14 protein-coding genes are annotated in these 13,043 nt (G+C 33.1%); 3 read left to right on the top strand and 11 right to left on the bottom strand.

The window, feature by feature from the left end; genetic code table 11:
• Positions 1–171 precede the first annotated feature (171 nt).
• The 6 genes from ACKI44_RS08960 to ACKI44_RS08935 form a co-directional block, all read right to left on the bottom strand.
• Positions 172–513 carry a hypothetical protein gene (locus ACKI44_RS08960; protein ID WP_407423603.1) on the bottom strand — a complete coding sequence of 114 codons (342 nt, stop codon included), beginning with the start codon at positions 511–513 and terminating at the stop codon, positions 172–174.
• A 273-nt stretch (positions 514–786) separates the two neighbouring features.
• Complete coding sequence (locus tag ACKI44_RS08955) at positions 787–1,095, bottom strand: DUF2124 family protein (protein ID WP_407423601.1); 309 nt, start codon at positions 1,093–1,095, stop codon at positions 787–789.
• 94 nt (positions 1,096–1,189) lie between these two features.
• A complete protein-coding gene (locus ACKI44_RS08950) occupies positions 1,190–1,969 on the bottom strand; it encodes a class I SAM-dependent methyltransferase (protein ID WP_407423599.1) in 780 nt (259 codons plus the stop codon).
• A gap of 157 nt (positions 1,970–2,126) precedes the next feature.
• The gene (locus ACKI44_RS08945; protein WP_407423597.1) at positions 2,127–3,125 is read right to left on the bottom strand and encodes a tRNA-dihydrouridine synthase; all 999 of its coding nucleotides are present in this window, start codon (positions 3,123–3,125) and stop codon (positions 2,127–2,129) included.
• 10 nt (positions 3,126–3,135) lie between these two features.
• Entirely contained in the window at positions 3,136–3,681 is a 546-nt protein-coding gene (locus tag ACKI44_RS08940; RefSeq protein ID WP_407423595.1) for a DUF2115 domain-containing protein, read from the bottom strand.
• Positions 3,682–3,696: 15 nt separating this feature from the next.
• Positions 3,697–4,155, bottom strand: a complete 459-nt coding sequence (locus ACKI44_RS08935) for a flavodoxin family protein (RefSeq protein WP_407423593.1) — start codon at positions 4,153–4,155, stop codon at positions 3,697–3,699.
• Positions 4,156–4,210: 55 nt separating this feature from the next.
• Here ACKI44_RS08935 and ACKI44_RS08930 point away from each other — a divergent pair, with 55 nt between their 5' ends.
• From ACKI44_RS08930 to ACKI44_RS08920, 3 genes are all read left to right on the top strand, one after another.
• Positions 4,211–4,594, top strand: coding sequence for a putative zinc-binding protein (locus ACKI44_RS08930; RefSeq protein WP_407423591.1), 384 nt, complete (start codon positions 4,211–4,213; stop codon positions 4,592–4,594).
• Positions 4,595–4,732: 138 nt separating this feature from the next.
• Complete coding sequence (locus ACKI44_RS08925; protein ID WP_407423589.1) at positions 4,733–5,821, top strand: M48 family metallopeptidase; 1,089 nt, start codon at positions 4,733–4,735, stop codon at positions 5,819–5,821.
• A gap of 37 nt (positions 5,822–5,858) precedes the next feature.
• A complete protein-coding gene (locus tag ACKI44_RS08920) occupies positions 5,859–6,752 on the top strand; it encodes a TDT family transporter (RefSeq protein WP_407423587.1) in 894 nt (297 codons plus the stop codon).
• 154 nt (positions 6,753–6,906) lie between these two features.
• On the opposite strand, the gene ACKI44_RS08915 is transcribed toward ACKI44_RS08920, so the two are convergent.
• The 5 genes from ACKI44_RS08915 to hemC all read right to left on the bottom strand — a co-directional run bounded on the left by ACKI44_RS08915 (position 6,907) and on the right by hemC (position 12,935).
• A complete protein-coding gene (locus ACKI44_RS08915; protein WP_407423585.1) occupies positions 6,907–8,376 on the bottom strand; it encodes a DUF2142 domain-containing protein in 1,470 nt (489 codons plus the stop codon).
• Between the two features lie 50 nt (positions 8,377–8,426).
• A complete protein-coding gene (locus ACKI44_RS08910; RefSeq protein ID WP_407423583.1) occupies positions 8,427–10,349 on the bottom strand; it encodes a cation:proton antiporter in 1,923 nt (640 codons plus the stop codon).
• Between the two features lie 121 nt (positions 10,350–10,470).
• Positions 10,471–11,082, bottom strand: coding sequence for an orotate phosphoribosyltransferase-like protein (locus tag ACKI44_RS08905; protein WP_407423581.1), 612 nt, complete (start codon positions 11,080–11,082; stop codon positions 10,471–10,473).
• An 8-nt stretch (positions 11,083–11,090) separates the two neighbouring features.
• Positions 11,091–12,050, bottom strand: a complete 960-nt coding sequence (locus ACKI44_RS08900) for a Gfo/Idh/MocA family oxidoreductase (protein WP_407423579.1) — start codon at positions 12,048–12,050, stop codon at positions 11,091–11,093.
• 15 nt (positions 12,051–12,065) lie between these two features.
• The gene (gene hemC / locus ACKI44_RS08895) at positions 12,066–12,935 is read right to left on the bottom strand and encodes a hydroxymethylbilane synthase (protein ID WP_407423577.1); all 870 of its coding nucleotides are present in this window, start codon (positions 12,933–12,935) and stop codon (positions 12,066–12,068) included.
• Positions 12,936–13,043 lie beyond the last annotated feature (108 nt).

The raw sequence follows: 13,043 nt of genomic DNA, 5'->3' as shown, positions 1-13,043 counted from the left end.
ATTAGAGTTCGTATAGATTTCCTTGTATTTTTTTAATATTTTTGAACTTTATATTTATTTTAAATGAAATTATCATGAAATTATTATTTTTCCAGTTCTATAACATTCAGCAAGGTATTCTCTGGATTGGTAATATAAATCGGAGTTAAAATTCAGTATTTTTTCTGCTATCTATGATGAGTATACTTCCCGTATTCCATTAAAAACATCTTCTTTTTCGTAATTGTCTTCAATCAGTCTTTCAAACACTTCTCCAATTTCCCAGTAATCCGGAACATTGTATTTGCAAGATGAAATATTATCAAATTCTCCATCAGGTATATTATTGCGGGTTATAAAATCATCAGCTACTTTCTCAATGGGTTCGCAGTGAAATACGTCTTCGTAGTTGTATATTCTCTCCAAATCATCACCTAAGTATTCTACAACATCTTTTCTGTTGTTTCTTGTTTGTCTTGAGATGAACTCAATTAAACTGCAGGTGTAAAATAGTGAATTATTATTTTTATCCATGAATTTTCATCGCTTCTTTAAATTTAATGGTTTTTTATCTTTGTTTAGTACATAAACTAACGTCATTTAGTTTACTCCCTATTCCTAGGTATTATTTAGCCTTCGCCAATGTTATTTCCGAGTTTTATATGTATGATAACACTGTTCCTCCATCTCAGAACTGTTTAATCACCATACCGCAGAGCTACAGACTAGGCTAAAACATCCGTAGGTGCCTATAAAATATTATTATTTCGGAATAACGTAGACCATATTCAAATGGTCTCTGGCTATTCAACAAGTGGGCTGTGAAAATAATTCACAATCCACGACCTCTATCGGTCGTGGTAGTTGAAGGGGATCGGAAACTTTATCATTAAGCACCATTGCATAGGGTCTTGATTCGAATTCATGACAGTCATCAATATCCAATAGGGGAATGAAATGGGTTTCTTTATCCCTAACAACATATGATAAGAATTCTGCAAATGGTGTACAAACGCTAGGAGAACCTATGAAAGTAATTTTTTCAGCATTTCCAACTTCTTTTTTAAAAGTTACGAGTTGTCCGTTCAATCCTTTCCATTCGTAAATGTCTTCCATTAAATCACCTTAACTATAATTTTGGTATAAATATTAATTTAATTTTTATAGTTATATAATTTTAATTAATTGTGGTGATTAAAGATATTGCTGCTTATTTTTCCAAAACAGCAATATAATCCATCTTTTTTCTTAAATATGGGAGCCATGTTATTATTCTGTAATGTGGCTTGTATACGTTCACACCATCAAATAGATTGACATCTTTAATCCATTTAAAATTGCTGTTGAATTTGATCAGTTCATGACCTTTTTCAACACCCCATATGAATTTTGAGTTGGTGTCTTCTATAGATTCCTCTTTGGCGTTTTTAACAGAAATCGGAGGCATTATCTCCATAAATACTCTGCAATTGTCAAAATTTGCATCAATTATATTAATAATGTCTTCAACGTCTTTTTGGTTCAGATACATTGTCAATCCTTCAATAATGAATAATACATCGTTTCTTATTTGGATTTCATCTGTCCAATTTGGATCCATTGCAGAATAAGCCAGTGTTTTTACTCTGTCTGTGTCTTTTATGTATTTCAACCGGTAATTGGCTGAATTTTCTAAATCAACATTGTACCAGTTAATCTTGCCGTTATCTAGTCTGTTGAATCGGGTATCCATGCCTGAAGCTATATTTACTATCGTACATTCGGGATGTGCTTCTATATAGTCGCCCACCATTTCATCCAAGACTATTGTTCTTGCTATTGTTCCCAGTTGCATGAACTTGTCTTTTTCGGCTATGCTAAAATCATAGTCGATGTTAGATATTATTTCAACAGCTTTTGAATCATAAAATTTATGATTTTTCTCTTTAGAGTGTCTTGCTTTGGCATATAATGTTAAAAGCATTGTTTTTTCTACACCTTCTAAATTCATATTTTATCCTCCATTTGTCATTATGGTATACTTTTAAATTAGATTTAATAATATATAAATTTTTAGGTATGCCTAAATTTTTAACATGTCTGGTCGTGGTGATGTATGGTGGATATATGGGGATGGTTGATAAAAAGTATTTTTTAATGGATGATTCTTAATATTTAAAACAGGTGCTTGTTTTCTTACTGTAACAGTTATTACAGCTTTGACAGATTGTTTTTCCCTCGCCATTCTCTTTCCATTCTTTTAGGAAATCCGCTTGAGCTACAAACGGCTTTGACATAGAAACAAATTCTACTTTTGTGTTATTCAGCACTTCGTTAATTGTATCCATATCTCTTAGTGATCCGCCTAAAATGACAGGAATATCCAATTCATCAATCAATTCATCAACATAAACTAAAAACGGATTTTTTTCTCTTCCATCATATAGATAAGAGATTGTACGTGCAGTTAGTTGAATACTGTCTGCTCCTGCTTTTTCCAGTTCCTTTGCAATTTTAATGCTTTCTTCATAATCAATTCCATCTTTTCTAACGTCCAGTGGATTGATTCTGCAGCTGACATGCATGTCCATTGTTTTTTTGATTAATTTAATGATTTCTGCTGAAATCCTTACTCGGTTTTCGGTGTTTCCACCATATTGGTCTGTTCTCTGATTGAAATAAGGGTTCATGAATCTGGCAAGATAGAAATTATTTCCCATATTAATTTGTATTCCATCAAATCCTGCATATGAGAATTTTTTAGCGGCCATGAAAACCTCTGCCTGCAATTTTCTTATGCCTTCAATAGTGATGTCATTGGCCTCAACTTTCTGATTTTCACCGTCATCATAGTAGAAAAATGCTAACTGGCCTAAAATGGGCACATCATATTTGTGTGCAATATCTGTTATCATTTTATATTCTTTAATAAAACCTCTGTAGTTCTGATTTGTTGAATAAGGATAAAATCTGTCTTTATGGTCAAGGGCAAAAATTTCAGATACTATTGCTCCAACACCGCTTCCTGCAATGGCTTCATATTTGTCATAAACAGAATTTTTTAAAAATCCTCCATCTTCAGTTTCAGTTTCCCAGGTTCCAGTTCTTATTATACGACTGTTAAGGTCTAAATCTCCTAAATTACATTTATCGAATATATCTTTCATATTAATCACGTTAAAATTCTAACTGTTCTGCTATGCACATTTTACAAACGGCATTTGGTGATTCCAAATTTGATTCCTTTACCGGACAATAAAATACTCCATTCTCCTCTATTACTTTAAGTGATCCTGGAAATGGTGTTCCAACAGGATGTATGGGTTCTTCAAGAACATATGTGGTATAAAGGGACACAATACCGTAAACCAGTGGAAATTTGGTTTTGGAGGTTATTGATTCCTCCTCATGATATGATTTTAATGTAGCAACAGAATCTATGAAATCTTCTTTGCTGAATGTTTCGTTATATGTTGTATTGTCGTCTCTAATATGTTTAATGCGGCCTAAAAAGTGTTTAACATAGACTTCATGTGTTTTATCCCGGTATTCTGACTGAACATATTTCATATCTTCAACAAGTTCCCCTGTTATTTCCATCATATCAAAGATAGATATTGTTGCAGAGTGCTTCTTTAGGATTTCAAGCAATGCATCCTTTGATATTTCATCCTCGCCTGCAGAAATTTCTCCAAAATCATTATACATTGATAAACTAGCCATATTATCGTTGAATTCTTATTCTATGAATGATTCTAACCTATCAGCAAATTCATCTTTTTTAACTTCTTTTGTTGTAAGTGCCAATGTTTTTTGAGGAGCTTTTCCAACAAATTTTTCCATCTGTTCAAAAGTACCTTCAAATCCTGTTGATCCGGCTGTAACAAAGAATTTTACCTCATTGAATTTACCTTCATTTTCTTTGATGTATGAAATCATTGGTGTGGCGGATTTGCCTGCCCATACGGGAACGCCTAAGTATACTACATCATAATTTGACGGGTCATATTTTGTTTGTTCCAAATCGATTATTTTTTCACTTATGGCATCTTTTCCACCGCGCATATAACCGATTTTACCATTATAATTTACTTTCGGGTTAATTTCTTCAATGTCTGCATTTAATTTCGCTGCAATTTCTTCAGCCAATTTTTTTGTTATATTTGTTCTTGAATAGTATGCTACAAGTACACTCATAATATCACTTAATATTTATATGGTGGTTTTTCACTATTAAATATTAGGTGATGATATGGCTGAAAAGATAGCACTTGCTCCATGTAATGGAATGAGTCCGAATGGGTTGGTATCTAGAGTTGCCTGTGGGGACTGTAAAAAAGAAGATGTTAATGTCATATCCATTTGTATGGGTTCAACATCAGCAGATATTGAAGGAAAAAACGATGAAATGCTTAAAAAGTATCCAATCATTGCAGTTAATGGCTGTGATGGGGGATGTGTTAACAAAATATTGGAAAATAGGGGCATTAATGTAGCTAAGACTGTTGCTGTTGGGGAAATCTTAAAGGACTTTGATGTTTCAAACAATGACTCTTTCAGATTGGATGATGATGCAGAACAATGTGTTAAAATAATCAAAGAGGAATTAAATAAAAATATTCGTGAAATGAGATAATCATATTTTATTTATTTTTAAAATTATTATTTTTAATTCAATATTTTTCAAAATAAAGGGATATTTTCCAGTTACTAGAATGTTCCAGTAAGACTTTTTTCAAAATATTTATAACATCTTTAACACAAAACTACTATCATGGCTAAGGATGACAGAAGCGCACTCAACCCCTTTACCGGAAGGGAACATCACGATAATGTAAATGACGATAAGTTTCTTGCTGAGTGCTACCAAGAGTATTATAAAATGCTGAATAATGCTCAAATCGTTGACAATACTCCGGAAGGTCAGTTGGTAAATCATGTTGCATCAAATCTAATCAATGCAGTCTTAAAGTATCTTTCTTCAATCGGAAGACTTGATTATGTTGAAGATTATTATGACTGGGAATTTCACCTTGTTTTGGATGATACCGTAAATGCATTCTGTATGCCTGGCGGAAAAATCGTTGTATTTTCAGGAATATTGTCTGTTGCAAGAAGTGAAGAGGAATTGGCTTTTATTTTAGGCCACGAAATGGCTCATGCTCTGCTTGATCACTCAAGAACCAAAGTGAGTGCTCAAAATACAAAAAACACTTTAACTACAGCATCATGGTTTGGAAGCTTTGCTTTGGATTTAATCGGTCTTGGTGAGGTGGGTAACCTTACAAGAGCTGCCGTCAATACCGTGAGTTTGGGGGCTGAATTTTTCCTGATGAATCCGTGGGGAAGAGACCAGGAACTTGAAGCCGACCGTCTGGGAATGCTTATAATCCACTGGGCAGGCTATGATATTGAAGGAGTTCCTGCATTCTGGCAAAAGATGAGCAGTCAGAATGCCAATAATTTTGATTTTTTTTCCACACATCCTGCGGATAATAAAAGAATAGCTGCCATGCAGTCTCTGGTTTTGGAAATAGAAAATGGCATTGATTATTCAAAGCCTGTTTTGGCAGATAGGCCTGATTCTAACTTCACTCCTCAAATCGATACAGCTCCTATGAAAGTCTGTAAAAATTGCGGTCATGAAGAAAGGGATGATTCAATATTCTGCACTTCCTGCGGAGCAAAATTTGGCGAAAAATTGATATGTCCGAATTGCGGGTTTAATATTAATGAAGGCGATGCATTCTGCACTTCATGCGGTTTCAGGTTAACTTCCGAGGAATTAAAATGCTCAAATTGTGGTCAGCCAATTAACGAAGGTGATGCATTCTGCACAAACTGCGGAAACAAACTCCAATAGATAAGTTAATTACTGGTTTTTTAGAAAAATATATCTGATGAATATTATAAAAAAACTCCCAATACCTGTTTCAGGCTTGATTTTAGCTATTTTATCATTAGGTAATCTGCTTCAAGTCTATAATCCTAATTTTAGGTTAATTTGTGGTATTATTGGAATAATATTTATGTTAATGCTTGTTTTGAAGTTATTGATATATCCTGGTGATGTAAAAAATGACCTGTCAAACCCAATAATATTATCAAATTCAGGTACTTTTTCCATGGCTTTGATGATTCTATCTACATATATCAATTCATTTAATGGTACTTTGGCATTAAGTGTTTGGATTTTAGGTGTAGCTTTACATATTCTACTAATTATTTACTTTACTTATCGTTATATTATTCGTGATTTTGATATAAATGGGGTCTATCCTAGTTACTGGATAGTCTTCATTGGAATAACCATGGGTGCAATAACCGCTCATGTCCACGGAATGAATGAAATCGGTTGGTTATTTTTCCTGTTCGGTTTCATGTCAATGATTATAACGCTGCCTTTGGTGATTTACAGGTATTTGAAATATCCGAATAAGCTGGACCAAAATAAGCCATTAATCTGTATTTTCACAGCTATTTTCAGCATATTGATTGTCGGATATACCAATTCATTGGATGTTTTGTCCGGATTTCTAATAGGATTATACATTATTGCATTCATATTCTTTTTATTCGCATTAATAAAGGCCATTGAGTATAGAAACCTTGAATTTTACCCTAGTTTTTCAGCATTCACATTTCCATTTGTCATAACTGCAATTGCATCAAAGGAAGTTTCTCTAATTTTTAATAATGTAGTTTTTGGTTTCATTATTTTAATTCAGACAATAATTGCAAGTATTTTGGTGATTTACGTATTGTATCGTTATTTAAAATTTCTACTTTTTTGATTAACTATAATATTTAAATACTAATCAATACAAAAATAGTAGTGAAAATTAAAAAAATCCGTATTTTTTTAATTATTCGTGTGCGAAATTTTGATTTGGATTTGTAGATTTTCTACTTTTCTAAATTATTATCTTTTTTTACCTAATTTATTTGCTAATAATAGTGTGTTATTGTTAAAAGAACCAATCCAACTAAAAAAGTAATAATTAACATCATTAGGTAATTGTATTCTTCAAATGATTTTTCATCATAATTTATTATAAATGGCAACAGTGCAATTATCGGGACGAAATACCTTGACTGAACACCTAAAATTGTATTTGAACCGACTGGTGTCCATATTAGGTATAAAACAGCAAATATTCCAAAGTATATTATTAGAAATATTGAAGATAGAATCAGTCTGTTTCTTTTTGAAAAATTAATGTCCTGCCTGTATAAAACTGCAAATAATATGAAAAATATTAAATATGCTAATTTAAATGCTTTTAAACCCTTAAAGTCAGCGTAATGGAAGAAACTTGAATTCAGGACAAAAGTGTCTGGAATTAACGTAATGGAATTTTTTATAATGTCCAATACTGCTGATGGGTTATTTAGGAGGTATGTTAACTGTGCGCTTGATGAAATATTGTTGGCGCTTGCAGATATTGTTGAAGCGGTTGGCATTAAAAAACTGCTGAATGATAAAACGGTCGCAGCAAACAGCAAGATAATGGCTATAAATGAATAGTTCCTGTTTTTAACAAAGTTCTCTTTTGGTATTGTAAATATTAAAAATGAAAGCATTATGTATGGTGGTTTAATAAGACTGATTAATAGGATTGAAATAAAAAATATTGCCAAATCCTTATTTTCAGCTTTTTCTTTATACATTTTGATGAAATAAGCCAATATTATTAATGTAAATGTTATAATGAATGCATCATAACTTGTTGATGATACCTGTGAAATCGCAATGGGCATTGTTGCAATTAATGTTAATCCAATTTTATAAGCAGGGGCTTTTTTAATGGCCCAATATGCAACGCCCGCATACAATATCAGATTTAAAAGTCTTGCAAAAAATAATGCAAACACTGAAGTTAAATGCAGACATTTTGCAAGCAATATTCCGATTGCTGAAGGGATATATGAATAAAAAGGACTATCATTTGTCTGAGTATATCCCTTGTGATCAGTTATTGAATCGAAGGCATGGGAATTGTCAAAGACAGTCAATCCCTTTTGAGCCTCATTAAGCGTAAAATAATAATCATTTACAAGAACTCCTGTATCTGTCTTTTCAGGATATAAAATGCCTTCGGATAAAAGTTCGGCTCTTGTGAAATGGTTCATTTCATCGGGATGGGCCATTGGCGGAGCTAAAAACACCATAATTAATCCGAAAACAATGATTAAAACCAGAGCAACTTTTTCCATCTCAAGATTTTTCTTAAAAGAGAATAATATCAAAACAAGTCCTATTATTGTTATGATTGGTATTGATACAGCTTCAAAACCCCAATACTGATAATTTTTAGGACTGAACATTAAGAAAGTTAATGCTATTACTAATATGAGATAAATAATCAGATATTTTTTATTATTAATTAATTCTTCTTTTAAGCTATTCAATTCCATTGTTATTTTGTTTATAAGAACATGTTAATAAGTTTGTTATATTAGTGTAGTTAAAATTCGATATCTTCAAAGAACTTATTTATATCATTTCTTTGCCCTGTAAACAATATGATGTCATCTTCCAGGAATAAGAAGCTATCTGTAATATTTGTAATAGTGGTGTTTTCACGTATTACGCTTGTTATTGTCAAATCATGTTTTTCAAAAGGAAAATCACTCATATGTGCATTATTATACACTCTAACGGAATCAAGCTCAATATCGGTAAATGAATTGCTTAAGTAAGCAGACACATCTTCTGATGACACACTACGGAATGCATCATAATTGTCTGATCTTAAGGTGTTTACTGCATCAGCTATTTCATCCATATCCTTTTGATAGTAATCCATAATTCTTGTAAACATTAAAATGGTGGTTTCAAATTCTTTTGGAATCACTTCATCTGCACCGGCGTCAATAACCTCTTCAATATTTTTCAGGTATTTTGTCCTTACAATGATGTGGATGTCGGGATTCAATCTCCTTGCAGTATCGATTGTTTTAAGGGTACCTTCATATGTTGAAGCCGAAATCACGATACACTGTGCACTGGTTACACGAAGTTCTTTTAAAACACTTTCATTTGATGCATTGCCATATATAATCGGCACGCCCAAAGCCTGCTGCTGTTCAACAACAATAGGATTCATATCAACAGCAAGAATCGGAACATTGAACTGATTACATGCCTTTGTCATCTGCTTTCCGACACGTCCCAAACCGACCAGAATAACATGGTCTTCAATAGGCTGAGCGTCTTCAAACTCTTCAGGGAGGGTTTTCAATTCATCATCAACCTGGAAATAGTTAATTTTTCCGAACTGTTTAACGATTTTGGGTGTCATCTTCTGTAAAAATGGCGTCAATGACATTGTAAGTATGCTTACTCCCAAGAATACTGAGAAAAATCTCTGGGTCATTAAACCGTATTTCATTCCTTCACTTGCAAGAACAAAAGAAAATTCCCCAATCTGGCTTAAAAGAATAGCTATGCTAATCGATACCTTGGAAGGAAGTTTCAGCACCATACCGGTTATTAATGTTGCTGAAAAGTTAATGATTAAAATTATTGCAGTCAATATGAGAATTATCCATATGTTATACAGGAACAGGTGCAGATTGACCATTAAACCGATACTGATAAAGAATAAACTCATGAACACATCTTGAAACGGCTGAATATAACCTAAAGTTTGGTGGGAGTACTCGGTTTTTGATATTAATAATCCTGCAATAAATGCTCCAAGTTCAGGGCCGATTCCAATAAGACTTGTTGCAAATGTTGTTCCCATACAGATAAACAGGGTTAAAAGTAAAAACAAATCCCTATTTTTGGTTTTGGCAGCATCTCTTAAAGCTAAAGGAATAAACCATTTTGATCCAACGATTAGTAGTATTGCAAGTCCTATGAAAGTGGCAATTAAAGTTGGAATTGTATGCAATTCAAGTTTTGATCCGCCAAGCAATGGCGTAATCAGTATTACTCCAATAACGGCAATGTCCTGAAAGATTAAAATACCCAATGTCACTCTTCCCTGCATGGAGTGGGTTAAATGTTTCTGCTGCATTATTTTCATAACTATTGCAGTACTTGAAAATGATACTAAAAATCCTAAAAATATTGAACTTGGTAAATTAAACCCTAATGCAAGTCCAAGCAAAGTGGTCAGCACGGTAGTTAGGCTAACCTGCAGTATACCTCCAATCAAAGCATAGCGTTTAATTGCAGAGAACTTTTCAACTGAGAATTCCAGCCCTATAATGAATAATAAAAATATCACACCTAATTCTGAAAGCATTGAAATTATTGTGGTATTGTTGATTGCATGTCCCAGAACAATTCCTGTGATGAATAAACCAATCATGGTAGGTAGTTTCAGTTTATTAAAAATTAGAAGGACTATTACGGCAGTTATCAAAATTGCCGACATATTTTGTAATAATGCAATATCCATAATTTACCTTAAACTATTGTTATATTATATTTGTTCTTGGTATTATTTAAATATGGTTTTTTGTGATTAAAATCAAAAAATAGGGTAAAAAGTAGATTTATAATCTACTTACTTTAATTAAAGATTCAACAGGAACTTCTTCAATTTCTAAAAGACCTGCTTTATCGATTAATACAGTTACACAGAGAGGTTCTCCGCCTTGGTCTTTAACTGTATGTATTACTTCGCGAGCGGTTTTTCCACTTGTAATAACATCATCAACAATTATGACTTTTTTGCCTTTAACGGATCCGAAGTTGGTACTGATTGTACCTTCGTCATCGGTGTTGTCCTGGTCTTTTCTATGTTTGTTTGGGTGGAAAATAGCTAAAGATGTGTCAAGTCCAGTCATTTCTTCTAAAAATTCAGCCATTACAGTTGCAAATGGAACTCCGCTAACTGCAATTCCTAAAACAACATCCGCTTCACCATGTGAAAGAGCCATATCACTTAAAGCTCCGGATACATAACTTAAACGGGTTGAATTTCCGCCAATACTGTTCCAGTTAATGGCAAAGTCTACTGGCACATCTACTTTTTCCTCTTCTGCTTTTTGGAGAGTTAACCATCTGGCTGTGTCCATACTGACATTGAGTTCATCAGCGATTTCTCCAGTTGTAAATCCATGTTGTCTAAGTTCTTGAGCTTTTTGAATCAATTTGGTTTTCATAAATATCACTATTCCTCAAGTTCATCTAAACTAATCGGTCTGTGTTCTTTAGATGATTTATTTGCTGCAATAACCATTTTAAGAGCTTTAAGCCCATCTTCACCAGTAATTTCTGGTTCTTGTTCATTAACAACAGCATTTAAGAATGATTTTAATTCCCCTTTTAAAGGTTCTTCATGTATAATTTCAATATCCTGAGCGAATTTTCCGTAAACGTCAATACTTTGTTTGATGTAATCTACAGAGATAATTCCGTCAGTTCCGGTAAGTTCAAGTTCTCTCCTTTTATATGGTGTTAACCAGTTTACTTCGATAATTCCGGTTGATTCGTTATCGAAACTTACCATGATTTCTGCATGGTCTTCAAATTCACAGTCATCAAGTATACTGTTCATTGTACCGTATACCTGGGTTATGTTTTCTTCAAATAAGTAATTCATAATGTCTAAATCGTGAATAGCTAAATCTATTGCAACACCAACATCTTTAATTCTTGGCGGAAGTGGTCCTACTCTTTTTGCAAATGCAGATACTATATCTCCAATAACACCATCTTCAATAAGTTCTTTAGCTTTTTGAACAGCAGGATTAAATCTTTCGACATGTCCTGTTGCAAGAATTACTCCAGCTTCTTTTGCAGCAGCAATCATTTCTTCAGCTTCGTTTAGTGTGAATGCTATTGGCTTTTCAACTAAAACATGTTTTTTGTTTTTAATAGCTTCCATTACCACTGCATGGTGAAAAGTAGTCGGTACACAAACACTAACCACTTCAATATCTGGATTTTCAAGTAGTTCGCTGTAATCGGTGTAACCTTTTGCGCCATATTTCCGCTCAATTTTTTTAAGTGCTCTTTCACTTACATCTGAAACGGCAAGCAAATTAGCTTCTTCCATTTTATGGTACACACGAACATGGTTTTCACCCATTGCTCCTACTCCAACAACTCCTACATTAACAGTTCTCAATTTCAACTCCTCCAATTAAACATAGTCTTCGAATACTTTCCCGATTTTTTTACCCAATTCAATTGCATTTTTGATTGAACCAGTTTCACTTTGTTCTTTCAGGATTTCTCCGTCTTTTGTTAATAATATTGAGTAAATATTAAATTTTTTATTTTTCATCTGTGCTATAGCACCAATTGGCCATTGGCAGCCAACGCCCAATTCTTCCAAGACTTTTTTTTCAGCCAATACTTCTTGCATTGAAGTATAATCATTTAATTTTGATATGATTTGCTTTTTATCAGAGTCTTTCCTTGTTATTATAGCTAAAGCTCCTTGTCCTGCAGGTGGAGTTATATACTCTAGTGGAAACACTGTTTTAATATGTTCAGTTAAACCAAGTCTTTTTAACCCGGCTTCAGCCATTATTGTAGCATCCAAATCACTTTCAATAACCTTATTGATTCTGGTTTCGATATTTCCTCTGATTGGTTTAAGTTCAAAGCCTTTATCGTAGTGATTACAGAATGCTTCACGCCTAAGACTACTGGTTCCTAATTTAGAACCAGGTTCTAGCTCTTCCCAAGTTTTTTCAGATATTAATACTTCACGTGGGGACTCACGTATTGGGACGGCAACAATTTCCAAGTCTTCATCCAATTCGGTAGGTAAATCCTTAAAACTATGTACTGTAAAATCAACTTCCTCTTCTAAAAGCGCAATATCTAATTCCTTTGTAAAAAGGCCTTTTGAATCCATATTGTATAATTGAGAAGTAGTAATTTTATCTCCTTTAGTTTTTATGATTTCCAAGTCAATTTCTTCGCCAGTTATTCTAGATAAGTCCTGACAAACTTGTTTTGTCTGTGCAAGTGCTAATTGACTACCTCTTGTTCCAACTATCAATTTATCGTCTCCAATTTTATAAAAGTATTGCAGAAAAAAAATATTTATTTTTTTTATTTTGCATATAAGTTTTAACTTATAACTATTATAAAAATTTACATTGTATAT

The organism is Methanobrevibacter sp., from assembly GCF_045646205.1.
Taxonomy (GTDB): Archaea; Methanobacteriota; Methanobacteria; order Methanobacteriales; family Methanobacteriaceae; genus Methanocatella.
Note: the sequence above shows the minus strand (reverse complement) of the source record. Positions and strands in the feature narration are given on the sequence as shown.

What these genes read in the sequence shown, in the direction of transcription:
- ACKI44_RS08960 (WP_407423603.1), bottom strand. Translation starts at nt 513, where the DNA reads ATGGATAAAAATAATAATTCACTATTTTACACCTGCAGTTTAATTGAG.
- ACKI44_RS08955 (WP_407423601.1), bottom strand. Translation starts at nt 1,095, where the DNA reads ATGGAAGACATTTACGAATGGAAAGGATTGAACGGACAACTCGTAACT.
- ACKI44_RS08950 (WP_407423599.1), bottom strand. Translation starts at nt 1,969, where the DNA reads ATGAATTTAGAAGGTGTAGAAAAAACAATGCTTTTAACATTATATGCC.
- ACKI44_RS08945 (WP_407423597.1), bottom strand. Translation starts at nt 3,125, where the DNA reads ATGAAAGATATATTCGATAAATGTAATTTAGGAGATTTAGACCTTAAC.
- ACKI44_RS08940 (WP_407423595.1), bottom strand. Translation starts at nt 3,681, where the DNA reads ATGGCTAGTTTATCAATGTATAATGATTTTGGAGAAATTTCTGCAGGC.
- ACKI44_RS08935 (WP_407423593.1), bottom strand. Translation starts at nt 4,155, where the DNA reads ATGAGTGTACTTGTAGCATACTATTCAAGAACAAATATAACAAAAAAA.
- ACKI44_RS08930 (WP_407423591.1), top strand. Translation starts at nt 4,211, where the DNA reads ATGGCTGAAAAGATAGCACTTGCTCCATGTAATGGAATGAGTCCGAAT.
- ACKI44_RS08925 (WP_407423589.1), top strand. Translation starts at nt 4,733, where the DNA reads ATGGCTAAGGATGACAGAAGCGCACTCAACCCCTTTACCGGAAGGGAA.
- ACKI44_RS08920 (WP_407423587.1), top strand. Translation starts at nt 5,859, where the DNA reads ATGAATATTATAAAAAAACTCCCAATACCTGTTTCAGGCTTGATTTTA.
- ACKI44_RS08915 (WP_407423585.1), bottom strand. Translation starts at nt 8,376, where the DNA reads ATGGAATTGAATAGCTTAAAAGAAGAATTAATTAATAATAAAAAATAT.
- ACKI44_RS08910 (WP_407423583.1), bottom strand. Translation starts at nt 10,349, where the DNA reads ATGTCGGCAATTTTGATAACTGCCGTAATAGTCCTTCTAATTTTTAAT.
- ACKI44_RS08905 (WP_407423581.1), bottom strand. Translation starts at nt 11,082, where the DNA reads ATGAAAACCAAATTGATTCAAAAAGCTCAAGAACTTAGACAACATGGA.